Consider the following 15,815-nt stretch of genomic DNA (forward strand, 5'->3'; position numbering starts at 1 on the left):
TACATCAGGGTTTTTGCGTACTAACCTTGATTTCATCCGACTCCTGGTCATAATCAACCATTATAACAGATCCTGGTTCAATCTTTGTTTTGATGATTTCTTCCGCCAATGGGTCTTCAAGATATTTTTGGATCGCTCTCTTCAATGGTCTGGCTCCAAACTGAACATCCCAGCCTTTTTCAACGATATAATCCTTTGCTTTGTCTGATAATTGAATGGTGAAACCAATATCTTCAATACGCTTAAAAACGTACTTCAGTTCAATTTCAATAATTTTGTGAATATCTTCAATGTCAAGTGATTCGAAGATAATGACATCATCGATACGGTTAAGGAATTCAGGGGCAAAAGTTTTTTTCAGAGCACTCTCGATAACTCCCCGGGCAAAATTAGACCGTGTGGTCCTTTTTGCCGAAGTGCTGAACCCGATCCCTTCTCCGAAATCCTTTAGCTGACGGGAACCAATATTCGAGGTCATAATGATGATCGTATTTTTAAAATCGACCCTGCGGCCCATACTATCGGTAAGCACGCCATCATCCAAAACCTGTAGAAGCAGGTGAAAAACATCCGGGTGAGCTTTCTCTATTTCATCAAGCAGTACAATGGAGTATGGTTTTCTTCTTACTTTCTCAGTCAACTGGCCGCCTTCTTCATATCCGACATATCCCGGAGGAGCGCCAATAAGGCGGGAAACAGCAAATTTTTCCATATATTCGCTCATATCAACCCTAATGAGGGTATCCTCAGAATCAAAGAGATATTTTGCCAGAACTTTTGCCAGATGGGTCTTGCCCACACCGGTTGGTCCGAGGAAAATAAGCGATCCGATAGGCTTTTTGGGATCTTTCAGGCCGGCCCTGTTTCTCCTGATGGCTTTAACAACTTTCTTTATTGCTTCATCCTGCCCAATAACTGATCCCGCAAGTTCCTGTTCCATATTAACCAGCCTGGTGCCTTCATTTTTCGCGATCCGTTGAACCGGAATTCCAGTCATCATGGCAATGACTTCCGCCACATTGTCTTCAGTAACCAGTTCCCGGTTGATCTTAGAATCTTCATCCCATTTTTTCTTAGCCAGGGTAAGACTATCCTGAAGCTTTCTTTCCATATCCCTGTATTCGGCGGCTTCCTCAAATTTCTGGCTGTTGATGGCCCTGGTTTTCTTCTGGCGGACTTCCTCTATCCGGCTTTCGATACTTATTATATCTGAAGGGACGTGAATATTGGTGATATGGACACGGGCCCCCGCTTCATCAAGAGCATCGATTGCCTTATCCGGCAGGTATCTGTCGGTAATGTATCTGTTCGTGAGTTGCACACAGGCGAGGATTGCCTCATCTGAATATTTAACAAGGTGATGGTCTTCGTATTTTTCCTTGATATTATTAAGAATCTGGAAGGTCTCCTCTGTAGTGGTCGGGTCGACTAATACTTTCTGAAATCGTCTCTCAAGTGCTCCGTCTTTTTCAATATATTGCCTGTATTCATCAAGGGTAGTAGCCCCGATGCACTGAATTTCCCCACGGGAAAGGGCAGGCTTGAACATGTTTGATGCATCGAGTGAACCGGAAGCATTACCTGCACCGACAATTGTATGGATCTCATCGATAAAAAGGATGATATCGGGATTTTTCTCCAGTTCATTTAAAACGGCTTTCATCCGTTCTTCAAACTGTCCGCGGTATTTGGTTCCCGCTACCAATGAGGCCAGGTCAAGTGAAATGATCCGTTTATCAAAAAGTGCACGCGAGACTTTGCGCTTCACGATCCTGTCTGCCAATCCTTCAGCAATAGCTGATTTTCCCACTCCAGGCTCACCGATCAGGATAGGATTGTTCTTTTTTCTCCGGCTCAGTATCTGAGCTATCCGTTCAAGTTCCTTTTCACGGCCAACAATTGGGTCAAGGCGGCCTTCCTCGGCAGCTTTGGTTATATCACGGCCGAAATTATCAAGCACCGGGGTTTTTGATTTAGAGTCAGTGGGCTTTCTGGTGGCATTCCCGTAGCCTCGTCCGGCTTCTTCTGCATCTTCATCAGCAGGGTCGCCTGGTAAATCATCAGTGGGATCTGTTCGTTCATCTGCTTCTTTACCCTTAAGAATCTTTTTCAGTTCGTCCCTTACCGTATCATAATCGATGCCACTTTTTTCAAAAAATTTCGTAATAATATTATCCTCGTCACGCAGTATGGAAAGTAAAAGATGTTCAGTGCCAATAAGTTCACTGTTAAACATTTTCGCTTCCAGGTAGGTTATTTTCAAAGCTCTTTCCGCTTGCCGGACCAACGGGAGATTATCAGCATGACGAAGAGTTTCTCCCGGGTTAGCGACAGCTTTTTCAATCATTTTCCTTACTTCGTTCAGGTCCATTCCGAAATACTTCATCAGCTGCACTGCCAGTCCTTCACCTTCACGGAGAATCCCCAGTAAGAGGTGCTCCAGTCCGATATAATCATTTCCAAGCCTGAGGGCTTCTTCCCGGCTATATGAAAGGACATCTTTAACTCTTTGAGAAAATTTAGCTTCCATCCGTTAGTTTCTGCAATCAGTATAATTGTACAAAATTAGATAAAAACATCTATAATACCGGAATTTAAATCTTTCGATGATTCTGTTAAACAGTCCTGAGCATAAAAAGTTCAAACATTAGCATCTGAATATAAGGTATAACAAATCTAATATAGCAATCAGCCTTTTTTGGCATTGATGCTTTTTAAATATAAACAAACAGCTGTTAGTAATAAAAAGAGTCAAAAAAGACGACCCATCTTACAAAAAATGAGTAACTTCGCACCGAAGGCACGAATAGAACAAAGTGTTGATAAATAATGTTTTAACGAATAGTATGCAGCCAGAAGAAGAAAAAATAATTAAGGTTAATATTGAAAGCCAGATGAAGACCGCTTATATTGATTATTCAATGTCGGTCATCGTTTCACGTGCGCTCCCTGATGTCAGGGACGGGCTTAAACCGGTTCATAGAAGAGTTTTGTATGGAATGCTGGATTTGGGAGTGCTTGCAAACAAGTCCTATAAAAAATCAGCCAGGATCGTCGGGGAAGTACTTGGAAAATATCACCCGCATGGCGACACCTCAGTATACGATGCAATGGTTAGAATGGCCCAGGAATGGTCATTGAGATATCCTTTGGTAGATGGCCAGGGTAATTTTGGCTCCATCGATGGCGATTCCCCTGCTGCTATGAGGTACACCGAAGCAAGGTTGCGCAAGATCGCTGAAGAATTGCTCGAAGATATCGATAAAAATACGGTCGATTTTCAGCTGAATTTTGACGATTCGCTGGAAGAGCCAAAAGTTCTTCCGGCTAAGATTCCTAACTTGCTTATTAATGGCGCATCCGGGATTGCTGTCGGGATGGCTACCAATATGCCTCCGCATAACTTATCCCAGGTAATTGATGGTACTATTGCCTATATTGATGACAAGGAAATTACCATCGAGCAGTTGATGCAATATATTAAAGCACCTGACTTCCCGACAGGAGGGATAATTTATGGTTATGAAGGAGTAAAGGAAGCTTTTGAAACCGGCCGGGGACGCATTGTGGTCCGCGGCGAAGCCAAAATAGAGCCGACACCCGGCGGCAAAGACAGGATTATCGTTACAAGCATTCCTTACATGGTCAATAAAGCTGAGATGATTCGCCGGACAGCAGAATTGATAAATGAAAAGAAAATTGAAGGGATCTCTGATATCAGGGATGAATCGGACCGTACTGGTCTCAGGGTTGTATATGAGCTGAAAAAAGACGCTGTTGCCAATGTCGTCCTGAATAAATTATATCAAATGACGGCCCTTCAAACAGCATTTAATGTCAATAATGTCGCTTTGGTTCATGGCAAGCCCAAAACCCTGAATCTTAAGGACCTGATTCATTATTTTGTAGATCACAGGCATGAGGTAATCGTCCGCAGAACCCAATATGAATTAGAACAGGCTGAAAAACGGGCCCATGTCCTGGAAGGGTTACTGATTGCTCTTGATCACCTGGATGAGGTGATTGCCCTGATCCGTGCCAGCAGGACACCAGACGAGGCAAAAGAAGGTCTGATCAAAGAGTTCCAGTTATCTGAGATACAGGCAAAGGCCATTCTTGAAATGCGCTTGCAAAGGCTTACAGGATTGGAACGCGATAAAATAAGGCAGGAATACCTTGAGCTGCTTAAGCAAATTGAATATTTCAAGTTGGTTCTGTCAGATGAACCATTGAGGATGAAGATCATCAAAGATGAACTGGCAGAAATCAAGCAGAAATATGGTGATGAACCCAGAACAACTATAGAATATACAGCTGAAGACTTCCGGATGGAAGATGTGATACCCGATGAAGAGGTAGTCATAACCATTTCACACCTGGGATATATCAAACGTACGCCCCTGGTGGAATACCGGAGGCAAAACCGGGGTGGGAGGGGAGCCCGTGGAAGCGACCTGAGAGGGGAGGACTTCCTGGAACATTTGTTTATTGCCAGCACTCACAACTATATGCTTTTGTTTACTGAAAAAGGTAAGTGTTTCTGGCTCAGGGCATATGAAATACCGGAAGGAACAAAGAACTCTAAAGGCAGGGCAATCCAAAACCTGATCAATATTGAGCCAGACGATAAGGTCAGGGCATTTATCAAAATTATAAACCTGGCCGATGAAGATTATCTGAACAATAATTTTATTATTCTATGCACCAGGCATGGCATAATAAAGAAAACCACGCTGGAAGCATTTTCACGCCCCCGCCAGGCGGGTATTATTGCCATTAATATAAATGAGAATGATCAACTGCTGGCCGCGAAGCTTACTAATGGGACCAATGAAGTATTGCTGGCTCTTAGATCCGGTCGTGCTATCCGGTTTAATGAAAGCAAGGTCCGGCCGATGGGGAGAAATGCTGCAGGGGTTAAGGGAATTACACTCGGAAAAGGGGAAGATGAAGTAATCGGAATGATATGTGTCGAAAATGTGAACTTTGACGTGCTTGTAGTTTCAGAGAACGGATATGGTAAAAGATCAAGCCTGGAAGATTACAGAGTAACCAACAGGGGAGGAAAGGGCATAAAGACGATCAATATTACGTCAAAAACGGGTAACCTGATCGCTATTAAAGAAGTCACTGATTCAGATGATCTGATCATCATCAACCGATCTGGTATTTTAATCAGACTTGGTGTGAGAGACCTCAGGGTGATGGGAAGAGCAACCCAGGGAGTAAGGCTGATCAATCTGCGTGATGAGGATGCGATCGCTTCGGTCGCGAAAGTCGAAGTTGATGAATCAGAAGCTGAAAATGGCAGTTTTGAGGATGATCTGGATGAAGATGTTGTTAATGGGGAAGACGTCTAGGAGAAAAATGGCAAAGTAATTGTTAGATTTATTTTAATTGATAATTTTGTTAAACAATTAACAATTCAAATAACGGATACTTATGAAAAGAGTGATTTTAGCCATGCTGATCATGACCTCTGCAGCGGTCATGTTTGGCCAGACCAACAAAAGAACCAGTGCATACAATTATCAACGTTATGGAAAACTTGACCTTGCCAAACAAGCAATAGATGAAGCTGCCCAGGACGAAAAAACGATTATGGATGCAAAAACCTGGTTTTACAGGGGAAATATATACTATGATATTGCCGTTGATACCAATGAAAATTATCATAAACTTGATCCTGACCCATTTGGAGTTGCCTTTAAATCATATCAGAAAGCTAAAGAGCTTGATACAAAAGGAGAATTTACTGTTGATATTCTAAAATATACTATTGCTGTTGGAGAAGGGTATTATAATATGGGAGTTATCAATTACAATGATCAAAAATTCAAAGAAGCGGCACTAAGCTTTGAGCAGGCTTTTATGGTAAGTCAAAGCGTTGGAAGTATCGATACGACTGCTTTGTTTAATGCTGCTGTCGCTGCCTCACAAGGCAAAGAAACAGAAATGGCAAAACAATATTACCAGCAGTTAATACAGCTGGGTTTCCAGAAACCCGAAGTTTATACCAGCATGGGCGATATTTATAAGGCGGAAGGGGATACGGTGATGGCTTTACAATCTATAGGAAAAGGAAGAGAACTTTTTCCGGAGGATTTTGGCTTGCTGATTGCTGAAACAAATATCTACCTGGCCACCAATGAAAAGGAAAAAGCAATGAAAGATCTGGAAACTGCTCTTGAGTTTGATAAAACAAATCCTTCTATTTTCTTTGCAGTCGGTACAATTTACGATCAGATGGGAGATATTGCAAAAGCAACCAGTGCTTATGAGAACGCTATTTTATTAAATCCTGATTATTTTGAAGCGAATTATAACCTTGGAGCTTTATATGTGAACCAGGCGGCTGACATATTAGATAAAGCCAATGATTTACCACTTGACGCGGTGAAAGAATATGACAGTGAAAAAGCGAGGGCTGATGAAATGTTGAATAAATCGATACCTTACCTTGAAAAAGCTTTAGAGTTGATGCCTGATGATGTGAATACGATGGTTTCTTTAAAAGAGATATATACAAGATTGGGGATGACTGAAAAGCTTCAAAGCATTAATTTAAGGTTACAGAAATAAAAAAATAAAGAGAGGAGGTTCAGAAATGGTCCTCCTTTACTTATGCTAATGCTATTTAACATAATATTAATTATAGGGCATATTGGCAAATTAAGCTAAAGCAGGTATACTGGGAATCAGGCATCTAATAACTAAGGAAAGAAACAAAAACATTTGCAAATGTTTCTGATTTTTTATAATGTAAATTTGCCGTCCCATGAAAAAAATTATCATTACCCATTATGAGTCTCCGGACAAAACAAATTTAAGAACTGCTAACAGAAAGTATCGCGTTACAACTGGTTTTGACAACCATACTTTTTTATTTGAAACCAAAAGAGAAGTCGAGGATTTTCTAAGAAAATTAAGTCAGGATATGACTGACCTACTCTTCTTATATAATGAAAGTTTTGCCAGGGCGTTCGTTGCTTATCGAAGTCTTTGGTTTTATATGGATGATGTAGAGCAAAGCGAAATCAACGTAAACCATGATTGTGATAACCTGACAGTAAGCCTGACCAGGTTATTTGATCGCACAGTGCATTGGGATCATGGCGGAGATGCGTGGCGATTGACACAGGATCTCCGGATGATCGGTAACGAACTCAAAGCCTTTTGGGGGCTTTTGGTAAGGGTTGCCGCAAAGCGGAATCAATGGGCAGACAATTACCGCTTCCGGTTGGAAATTGATATGGTGGATAATTTCAGGGAAAGAATGGAAAGCATTGTAAAACCAAAGTCAGATAAAGAGCCAGTTGTTACCTTTACTGAAATGGTTGCTGCAAAAGAAATATTAGGCCATCCTGTCAATTTAAACAGCCAATATGAAAAGGAAAAGTTTGCTAAATCCCTCACAAGGCTAAGAAAGCATACCACAAAGGAAATTATAAATGATTAAAAAAACAATTACTTATACTTTCCAGCACTCGATTTCGACATCAGCCGTTGCTTCTTCGGAAACGGAAACCTTGGCTTCCCTAATAAGAAATCGGGAATTAAAAATGCGGTAGATTCTTTGAAGATCGAGCGTTTTTAAAAGCGTAAAAGACATCCTGGTACTGAAGGATGCTTGCTTCATCAGGTTTGTGAGCCAATAATAGTAATCAGAGAGAAAGGCGCTGAAAATGCCTCTGTTGCCGCTAAAAACCAGATCGAAGTCCCCTATCGAATTTCCACGAGGATCATAATTTAAAGATGAAGCAAAAGGATAATAATTATCAAAATCAGTTTGCTTATAAAGGCCGTGGTAAAAAAAGAACCTGAGTTCGCAGTCTTCAATATCACCATTGAAGGCAAGTGATGTACCCTTTTGAAGTACTACAGGCAGAATGGATCTGGTACCTGGGTGCCGGTACATTAAAAGTGGTGACATATCAGGATTTACTTCGTTTTTCCCCTCCCCTACAGTTATTACAGGATGATAATGGCAAAGCAGGTTCCAGTTCGGGCCAAGGCCTTCCGGCTGAATGAAAATGTAATAACAATTGGTATTTAAAACATAGGCCACGTCAGTGAGCTGTGATGGATAGGGCAAATCGGAAAAAGTTGCGAATTCACCGATATAATTTGAGAGATCGACTATTTCAGCGATATTTTTCGTTTCATCATCAGAAGAATCGAATTCAAATTTTAGCGTATATCCTTCAGGAGGAACGATGGTAACTTTTTTTGAAGATAACCTGGTCATTTCGGTAAGATCATGGCCATCTTTTAAGAGCAAAGCATCGCGGACAAAGCTGACATCCGCCAGCTTATTTTCATGATCGAAACCGATAATTACCCCGAAAATCAATTGAAGATTGACCAGGAAAGCAGAGATTTCCTTGTCAGGGACATGATTCTTCAAATCAATTTGCCTGGTAAATTCATTTAGATCAGTAAGATCGACATTTTCAAAGACTACAGAGGCTTGCTTGATATAACCATTGCAAATATTTCTGCCGTATTGATCTTCTAAAACTATTCTGATGGATAGCTTTTTGCCAAGCGAATCAGAATCAAAGAATTTTGTGAAAAATGCTTCTCTTGAAAACCATTGCCACCACTGGGTTTCATTAAATGTAACGGTTTCAATGCAATCTTCATCCAGATAAAGCTTTACTTTAAGCTTCATAGGATCATTCAGCAGATTATACCATTTGAAGGAAACCGGAATCATGTACTCACCGACAGCGCTGATCGTGTATTCTGAGGTGGTCGTATCAAAGATGTCATATTCATCTTCATTGGGCAAAGGTGAATCAACGGTGAACATGATTTTAGCCGGCATTGGCGGAAATTCTTGTGAAGATCCCTGATACGCCTGAACTAAGAACTTCTTGTATTTCTGATCAATAGCATAATTATTATAAAGCATAGCTTTAGCCAGGTCCGGATCATCGAAAAAAGTTCCCGAAGGCTTATAGCCAAAGGACTCAAAACAAAGTTTGGTAACATACTGTAAATAAAGCATGGGAACCAGCGTATTTAAGTTTTGAGTGCCATTTATATTGATAACATTTTCCTGAAAGCTGTCTTGACCATATAAATTGATGAAATCAAGAAAAGTATCGTTGCCATCTCCGTAAAAATCAGGAGCGTAAATCATAGGGAAATTAAAATTGACCGTTGGGTAAGAAAGTGCAACCTGGGCATTGGCATAGGCAATAACTTCTGACTGGTCCTCCCCTATTTCAATTGGATCAGGAAAAATTAAATCTTTCAATGATTTACCCTCGATTAGCGAAGCAAAGCTTCCATAACCGATAAGGAGATCGAAATTTAAGGAGATTTCCGTGGCAGATGTTATGGAGATAAGGGCATCATACCAGACTCGGGCATTTATGGTCAGTTTGCAGGGAATGTTCGTAGGCAGATCGAAAACACCCTCAATCCTGTGAGGAAAGCCGAATATGCGTTTGTTTAACGGGGAATTTGGAAGTGTTCCATTAAAAGCAAATGAGCCTTCGATCTGTCCCTGATCCGGAGTAAAAGGAAAGGTGGATCTAAGGTAAAGATTAACTCGGATACCGGAAGTGTCTAATTTATGGTCATTTACGATGATGCTAAACATTGAATTTCCTCCGTGATTATCTGGAAAGAGTAATTACTGCAGGGTAAGAAATTTTGGTATCAGGATTTTGGAACCTGATGGTTTGTTTAATAGGTCGTTTTTTCCAGAACGCAGAAGTCCAAAATTTCGCACCTCGAGGTTCTTTGTGAAGAACCTGTTCCATTTGATCATAGGTGATGACTCGCATTGAAATTGAGTCCTTAGACAAAGGGAATACAGAAAGAGTAACATCATTCCATTTGGTAGAAATGGAAAGATGTTTGATCGGCACAGTATCAAAAATAATCGAATCACGAAGGAATGAGTTTATCAGTGTGGTTGTCTCTGTATTTACTGAAGAATAGGAATCAAGATTTCTTAATTTGATATTCATCAATTTAAGAGTTGCTTTCATTTCCTCCAATTGCGGATTATTAGAATTTCTGATTTCTGAAAGTTTCAATGTAAGCGTACCGATGGTTGCTGCGTTTGAACTATCTGCAAGCCTGAAATAATTGATTTCAGACAGTAAAGCAGATTGGTTGTTAGATATTCTGTCTCTGTCTTTCACGGTAATAAGCCAAATTTTGGTAAGACCAGCAAGGGCAAGAACCAAAATGGCGATGACAATTAAAAAGTATTTGATCATGAGCTGAAGTATAACTGAAGTTCAGACAGTCTGCGAAGTAGCAGACCGCGATATCTTTTACCGCCAGATTTAATGATCTCTACCCATTCGAAAGCAATAGCCAGATTTTCGGGATCTGCTTTGACCAGGCGATAACAGAGCGTATGAGAGAAATTGCCGATGCCCAAATTAAAAATGAGTGAAACGAGGGCATCGAACTTATTTTGAGAATTAATCATCAAATTATGGTTGATGAAGTCTTCGACTGGTGCGACATCTTCCTTAAAAAGACGGAGCGCATCAGCCATAGTAATAGATTGCCCTGGACCAGCAGGAAATGCCATATGGCCATAACCTATAGTCCAATTGCCTGCAACATCTTGATAGGATTGAAGACGAAGTTCTTCAACCGTCATCAAGGATGCCAGGCATTTATCAGATGCTTTTAAATTGCTCATTTTAATCTGTTATTTACCGTGTGAACAACAATAGGATTGATTATGCAGCCGGAATCAGACAAGCAATAAGACAGAATATGAACCTGATCTCCGACCTGAAAATGAAGCGCGGCTCCCCCATTCAGGGCAATAATACCGGAGCCGCGTTCTCCGGCAATAACATAAGTAGCTATACGGCTTTTTGAAGTTTTGCCATTTACTTCAACTCTTTCGTACTGATAGAGGTTAGCAGCATCCATCAGATCCTGATCGATGGTAATACTGCCTTCATATTCAATGTTAGCCTGGGTAACGATGACTTCCTGAAGCTTTGATTTGAGAAAATGCCTTAAAATCATGGAGTAGATTTCATTTCTGCAAATTTTTGAACTGCTTTAGGAACGAAAGCGGCAACGATAAAAAGAGTAACCAGTGCAATAACATTGACATCTAATTGCTTGGTTCCGATTGCGAAACAAGCAATACCAGCACCGATCCAGAGAGAAATGAATGACTGCAAGCGCATGGCGGATTTAACGCCGGGGGCTTCTTCAAAATAGCCAGTTTTCATGATTGTTTAGTTTTAAATTTAATGCTAGTTGAAAGTGAAGCACTGACAGTAGCCTGTTCAACACGAATTTCAGTGACCTTTTCTAAGAGATTATCCATTTTAAGGCTTATTGAATCATGCTCCAATGTATTGCGTTCCTCAAGATTTTTCACGTTAATACCGGTAATGAGTTTATGCTGACTAAGATCCTCTTTGAGATTGGTAAGTTTTACCTCAAGCTCTTTCAGCTTGATTCTTATATTAACATAAACTCCAACAAGGCCGGTTGCATAAAGCAAGAAGCCGCCGATAATCGTAAGAATATATTCTAGTTCCATCAGATGATTTCGGTTTTAGCATCGTTACTATTTTTGACGAACTCAATTCCTTTTTTACAATCCGCAAGATTGAAATAGCCATTTGTTTCACCTTGGGCGACAATTTCAACGCCAAGGTTCGAAATAGAAACAAGATGCCAGAACCACATCTTTACGAATTTTAACTTTTTGAAATTCCATTTTTTGGAACTCCAGATCTGAAACATTTTAGTTGCTGCCATAGATTTAAAAATTAAGGTTCAGTTTGATTTATCTTTTCAATATCTGCAATAAGTTTTCCGCCGAATCTCTTTATCCTGGTCCACCAGGAAACTGTATTTGCTTTATCGATATTGTGAATAACCCCTCCAAAAGGATTAGATACAAAAGGTTCTCCTAAAAAACCATAATCCATGGTCATCAAATTCATGGAATCCTTTGAAGCAATCCAGACTAACGGTTCACCCAGGAAACCATAATCCATCTTTTTTAAATCGGTTGCTGTTGGTAAGGCCATTATGCTACACTTACTGCAATATCATCAATAATAACATCCTCTAAATTTGGTCCCCAAACTTGTGCAAAAATCTCGACTGTCCCGTCTTCAGTTGGTTGAAAGGTTATACTTTGTTGATTTCGATTTGTATCTCCTGTATTATCATCATATACGATACTATCAACTCCTGCAATCTGAAAAGGTTCTATATAAAGTCTGGAATGAATAGTACTATGAGAATTTTTAAAATAAACGGTAACTGTAACTGAATCATTAGCTATACAAGCTATTTTAGCAATTGAGAGTTCAAGCGGACAATTTTCACTGCAAAGTGCTGAATCACTGATGTATATTTTCCATTCTTTTCCAGTTCCTCCTGCTGAAGCTACCTGTTGAGTGACATAACCTGATCTATGTTGAATATAACAGCCATTTCCATCCATATTGCCAACACGAATCTGAGCATTATAATAGTTTGGACTTATAACCAGTAATGAATTAGTAGTGGTTAATTTACCAATCTGATTCATCCCCATAGCTGAAACAATATTATTGTTTCTGATTACAAGAGTTCGAATAATATTATTCGAAGAATCAAACCTAACTCCTGATATACCATTATCTCCACAATCTTTGACATATATAATTATATTACAAGAGGCTCCTGGAAGTGGTGTTGCAAAGTTCAGTCCATGTTGAGTATTGTTGTTTATTTCATCGATCTGTATAATTCTGATATTACTTGAACCTAATGTGATCCCAAAACCATAGTTTCCATTCGCGTGAACGACTCTTGTGATTTTAATATGAGGGTATTGAAAATTCAATCCATTGCTAAAGTTGTTACAACAATTTACGATAGTATTGATTATGAGTTCTGTAACAAGGGAAGTCTCAGCCCGAATTCCATCATTATAACTATGATTCAGATCTGAAATAAAATCAATCAAAATACCTGCAGACCCAACAACACGAATTCCTATTGTATATCGCACAAAACTAATCCTGGTTATAGTGATCCAGCTTTTTGAATTTGTACTTAATCCGTATCCACGGCTTATAAGACCATCAAATATTGTATCCCCAATCTGTTGATTGGTTATCGGATCCCACCCACCAGAAAATACGATACGAGCAACCTCAGAAGTTCCAGAATCCTGAACAATCTGGACATTTGTTGTTAAAGCTACTGGTGTTGTTTGGAACGGTGTTCTGAAATAAGTTGGTTTTGTTTCGGTAGTTCCGGAATAACCTCTTCCATTATTTGCAGGAGTACTGGCTTGATTATCGATCATTACAGTTGTTCCATTGATCGACTGAATAGCAAGCCATGCTTCATTTCCATAACCAGTTGAAGAGATAGTGCTTTGCTGCAAAGTATTTTTAGAGATAAGACTCGTTAGGTTTAACCCATCGGTTACCGTTGCGATAATATCATCAATGGCAATAAATTTCCCTGCAGTTGGCAGTGTAGTTGGACCGGTATCGATTCGTATTCCTTTTATAGAACTACCAAGGTTTCCTCCTCCTGATTTAGTAATAACCACTGGTTGCCATAACGCTGTTATTGGAACAGCCGGAAATGGAAAAGAATCAACAACTGTAGTACACGCATCATCACTGCATAATTGAAGTACTAAGGTTCCTGCAGCAAGAATGGCTTCTGAAAAAATCCAGAATGATATCTGTTGACAAGTCTGAAGATCCACATCTGCAATGTTATAATAAGCTTGCCGTTGGTTTGCAGCTGGTGTAGCGTCTATGATAATCTTAACAGAATAAGATCCTATTTTTGCAAAAATTGGTGTGGTGCCAACTCCATTTGCAGAAGATGTCCCATTATCACCAGTCCATGCACTCTCACACATATCAACATTGATGGTTTGGGCAGTATCTAAGACAACATTTTTACTTAGATTTGTCCATAAAGCATCGCACATCAATGTTCCGATTGGAGATGTTTTTTCACGAACTTCGTCATTGGGTGCAATTCTTGCAGCTGTCGCACCACTGGTTATAGTCTTCCATGCACAATAGACAAAATCAGCCGCAATATGAAAATGCCCTCCACCTGCACAATCCACTTGTTCTGCTACAAAAGCTCCCGAATAACCATAAAAATACATTGTTCCGGCAGCATTATTTCCTGCCCATGAGCCAGATGTAGGTGCAACAACAACTGTAAGGCTGGCAGTATTTAAACTGGTTGCTCCAGTAACTAACTCATCTGCAGCTGGTGCTGGACCTGTACCACCTGTATATGCAACGCTCCACCAACCTAAAGGAGTGTTAGTAGTTGCATCATTACCATTTGCCCAATCGCAATAAAAAATATTTGGCATAATTAATTAAGTTCTATTATGAGTAAATCAGGTTTGAATTTTACAATATCTGCAGTCTGGACAATACCAACTGCCTGAATACCATCGTTAGAGCCGGATGGTGAGGAATCAGCCATTCCGCCATTAGAACAACTGGCATAAAGTACAGCGCCTTTAGTTGACCATGACCATCGGGCATTGCAACGCATATAGCCATCTTCCAAGAAAGTAGCCGTGTCATTTGCCGATGCGCCGGATTTGTCGGCCAAAAGAAAGAGGCCCGGTAGATAAATAACGGAATCAGCATCGGCAAGATAAGCTTTACCATCTGATTTAAGATAGCAAAGATCTCCGAACACAAGAGTTTGACCGGCGATTTGTCGGCAGACATTTCCTTTAGCTGTACTGTCTATTGTTATAAAAGGATCACGAGAGAATTGATCCGGTGAATCCATGATCACAGTGTCCATTACATAGACAGAATCAACTACATAGAGCGTATCAATGGAATGCAATGCAACCGGAATAGAATCATAAGAGAATTCTCCGGTTGCCGCATTATAATATAAGGAATAGGAAGTTCTGGCTGAATCAAGATTTAAGGCATGGATGCTTGAATTGAATTGCACATTACTACTGAATAAGGTGCTATCAGGAAATATTGCTCTGGTAGGAGTTAAATAAGGATCGAAGAAAACACCGATAATATACCAAGCAATGCCATCGCTTTGAAGGATGGCACCGGACATGGTTTTACTAAGCCAAAAATTAGTATAACCGGCTGACTTATAATAAATGCCAGTGGTGGCATTTATAACAACTGAATTTGCCAATAAGTCAGACCTTGCAACATAGATCATGTCATTTAGCCTGGTAGTTGCGCTGCCAAGGAAAAGAGTATCGTTTGAATGAGACAGATCTATGAATGCAACAGCTTCGCTGCCTACGGTGCTGGTATAATTAGCGGAAGTAACGGTCAATGGTATTTTAATACCTTGTATTGAATCATGACGAAAACTTGCCATGACAAGTTGCCGCCTACCAGTATTATCAAGTTTACCAAGGGTAAGAAAGCCGGCTAAAGGTGAATGAGGTTCCAGGTGTTTGATAGCATCTCGCATGAAGTAGACACTATCATCGAACATGGCTTTATAACCGTTTTTATTCCAGATCGTATCTCCATGCAATTCAAACAAGCAGGAGTCTCCGGAACCTAAAGGAACGGAGACTGAGCAAGTATCAATGAAAAGGGTATCTCCTGAATAATACCAACGGCTTTGTCCCTTTACAGAATGACAACGATAGTTGATATAAAGGGAATCTGAAAACATATGAAGACTATTGATAAGGCTGGAATAAGGAAGCTTTTTAGTTACGCCGTTTTGAACAATTACCGTAAGGTCTCCGATGCCCATGAATGTAGCTGGTGGCAGTTCTGATATTTTTTGAGGAAGTGCCATTTTCCAGAGAAAAA

Annotated in this window: 14 protein-coding genes; 3 read left to right on the forward strand and 11 right to left on the reverse strand. The window is 40.1% G+C overall.

What is annotated here, in order from left to right; genetic code table 11:
• Positions 1 to 4: 4 nt before the first annotated feature.
• Complete coding sequence (locus M0Q51_06325; protein MCK9399595.1) at positions 5 to 2,530, reverse strand: ATP-dependent Clp protease ATP-binding subunit; 2,526 nt, start codon at positions 2,528 to 2,530, stop codon at positions 5 to 7.
• Positions 2,531 to 2,846: 316 nt separating this feature from the next.
• Here M0Q51_06325 and gyrA point away from each other — a divergent pair, with 316 nt between their 5' ends.
• The 3 genes from gyrA (at position 2,847) to M0Q51_06340 (ending at position 7,459) form a co-directional block, all read left to right on the forward strand.
• Positions 2,847 to 5,360 (forward strand): DNA gyrase subunit A, encoded by a 2,514-nt coding sequence (gene gyrA, locus M0Q51_06330; GenBank protein ID MCK9399596.1) that lies wholly within the window; start codon positions 2,847 to 2,849, stop codon positions 5,358 to 5,360.
• Positions 5,361 to 5,442: 82 nt separating this feature from the next.
• The gene (locus M0Q51_06335; protein MCK9399597.1) at positions 5,443 to 6,582 is read left to right on the forward strand and encodes a tetratricopeptide repeat protein; all 1,140 of its coding nucleotides are present in this window, start codon (positions 5,443 to 5,445) and stop codon (positions 6,580 to 6,582) included.
• A gap of 196 nt (positions 6,583 to 6,778) precedes the next feature.
• Positions 6,779 to 7,459: a hypothetical protein gene (locus M0Q51_06340; GenBank protein ID MCK9399598.1), complete on the forward strand. Its 681-nt coding sequence runs from the start codon at positions 6,779 to 6,781 to the stop codon at positions 7,457 to 7,459.
• 12 nt (positions 7,460 to 7,471) lie between these two features.
• On the opposite strand, the gene M0Q51_06345 is transcribed toward M0Q51_06340, so the two are convergent.
• From M0Q51_06345 to M0Q51_06390, 10 genes are read right to left on the reverse strand one after another with little or no spacing between them, the layout of a single operon-like run.
• Positions 7,472 to 9,613, reverse strand: a complete 2,142-nt coding sequence (locus M0Q51_06345) for a hypothetical protein (GenBank protein ID MCK9399599.1) — start codon at positions 9,611 to 9,613, stop codon at positions 7,472 to 7,474.
• A 16-nt stretch (positions 9,614 to 9,629) separates the two neighbouring features.
• Positions 9,630 to 10,241: a hypothetical protein gene (locus M0Q51_06350; GenBank protein ID MCK9399600.1), complete on the reverse strand. Its 612-nt coding sequence runs from the start codon at positions 10,239 to 10,241 to the stop codon at positions 9,630 to 9,632.
• Positions 10,238 to 10,678, reverse strand: a complete 441-nt coding sequence (locus M0Q51_06355; GenBank protein MCK9399601.1) for a lysozyme — start codon at positions 10,676 to 10,678, stop codon at positions 10,238 to 10,240. Before M0Q51_06355 ends, M0Q51_06350 begins: the two co-directional genes overlap by 4 nt.
• Complete coding sequence (locus tag M0Q51_06360) at positions 10,675 to 11,016, reverse strand: aspartate 1-decarboxylase (protein ID MCK9399602.1); 342 nt, start codon at positions 11,014 to 11,016, stop codon at positions 10,675 to 10,677. The genes M0Q51_06355 and M0Q51_06360 overlap by 4 nt, the downstream gene beginning before the upstream one ends.
• Positions 11,013 to 11,228: a hypothetical protein gene (locus tag M0Q51_06365; GenBank protein MCK9399603.1), complete on the reverse strand. Its 216-nt coding sequence runs from the start codon at positions 11,226 to 11,228 to the stop codon at positions 11,013 to 11,015. Before M0Q51_06365 ends, M0Q51_06360 begins: the two co-directional genes overlap by 4 nt.
• Positions 11,225 to 11,545 (reverse strand): hypothetical protein, encoded by a 321-nt coding sequence (locus M0Q51_06370; protein ID MCK9399604.1) that lies wholly within the window; start codon positions 11,543 to 11,545, stop codon positions 11,225 to 11,227. The genes M0Q51_06365 and M0Q51_06370 overlap by 4 nt, the downstream gene beginning before the upstream one ends.
• The gene (locus tag M0Q51_06375) at positions 11,545 to 11,766 is read right to left on the reverse strand and encodes a YegP family protein (GenBank protein MCK9399605.1); all 222 of its coding nucleotides are present in this window, start codon (positions 11,764 to 11,766) and stop codon (positions 11,545 to 11,547) included. The genes M0Q51_06370 and M0Q51_06375 overlap by 1 nt, the downstream gene beginning before the upstream one ends.
• Before the next feature lie 11 nt (positions 11,767 to 11,777).
• Positions 11,778 to 12,041: a hypothetical protein gene (locus M0Q51_06380; GenBank protein MCK9399606.1), complete on the reverse strand. Its 264-nt coding sequence runs from the start codon at positions 12,039 to 12,041 to the stop codon at positions 11,778 to 11,780.
• Positions 12,041 to 14,362, reverse strand: coding sequence for a hypothetical protein (locus tag M0Q51_06385; protein ID MCK9399607.1), 2,322 nt, complete (start codon positions 14,360 to 14,362; stop codon positions 12,041 to 12,043). The genes M0Q51_06380 and M0Q51_06385 overlap by 1 nt, the downstream gene beginning before the upstream one ends.
• A 2-nt stretch (positions 14,363 to 14,364) precedes the next feature.
• Positions 14,365 to 15,801 (reverse strand): hypothetical protein, encoded by a 1,437-nt coding sequence (locus M0Q51_06390; GenBank protein ID MCK9399608.1) that lies wholly within the window; start codon positions 15,799 to 15,801, stop codon positions 14,365 to 14,367.
• Between the last annotated feature and the right edge of the window lie 14 nt (positions 15,802 to 15,815).

The organism is Bacteroidales bacterium, assembly GCA_023229505.1.
Taxonomy (GTDB): Bacteria; Bacteroidota; Bacteroidia; order Bacteroidales; family JAGOPY01; genus JAGOPY01.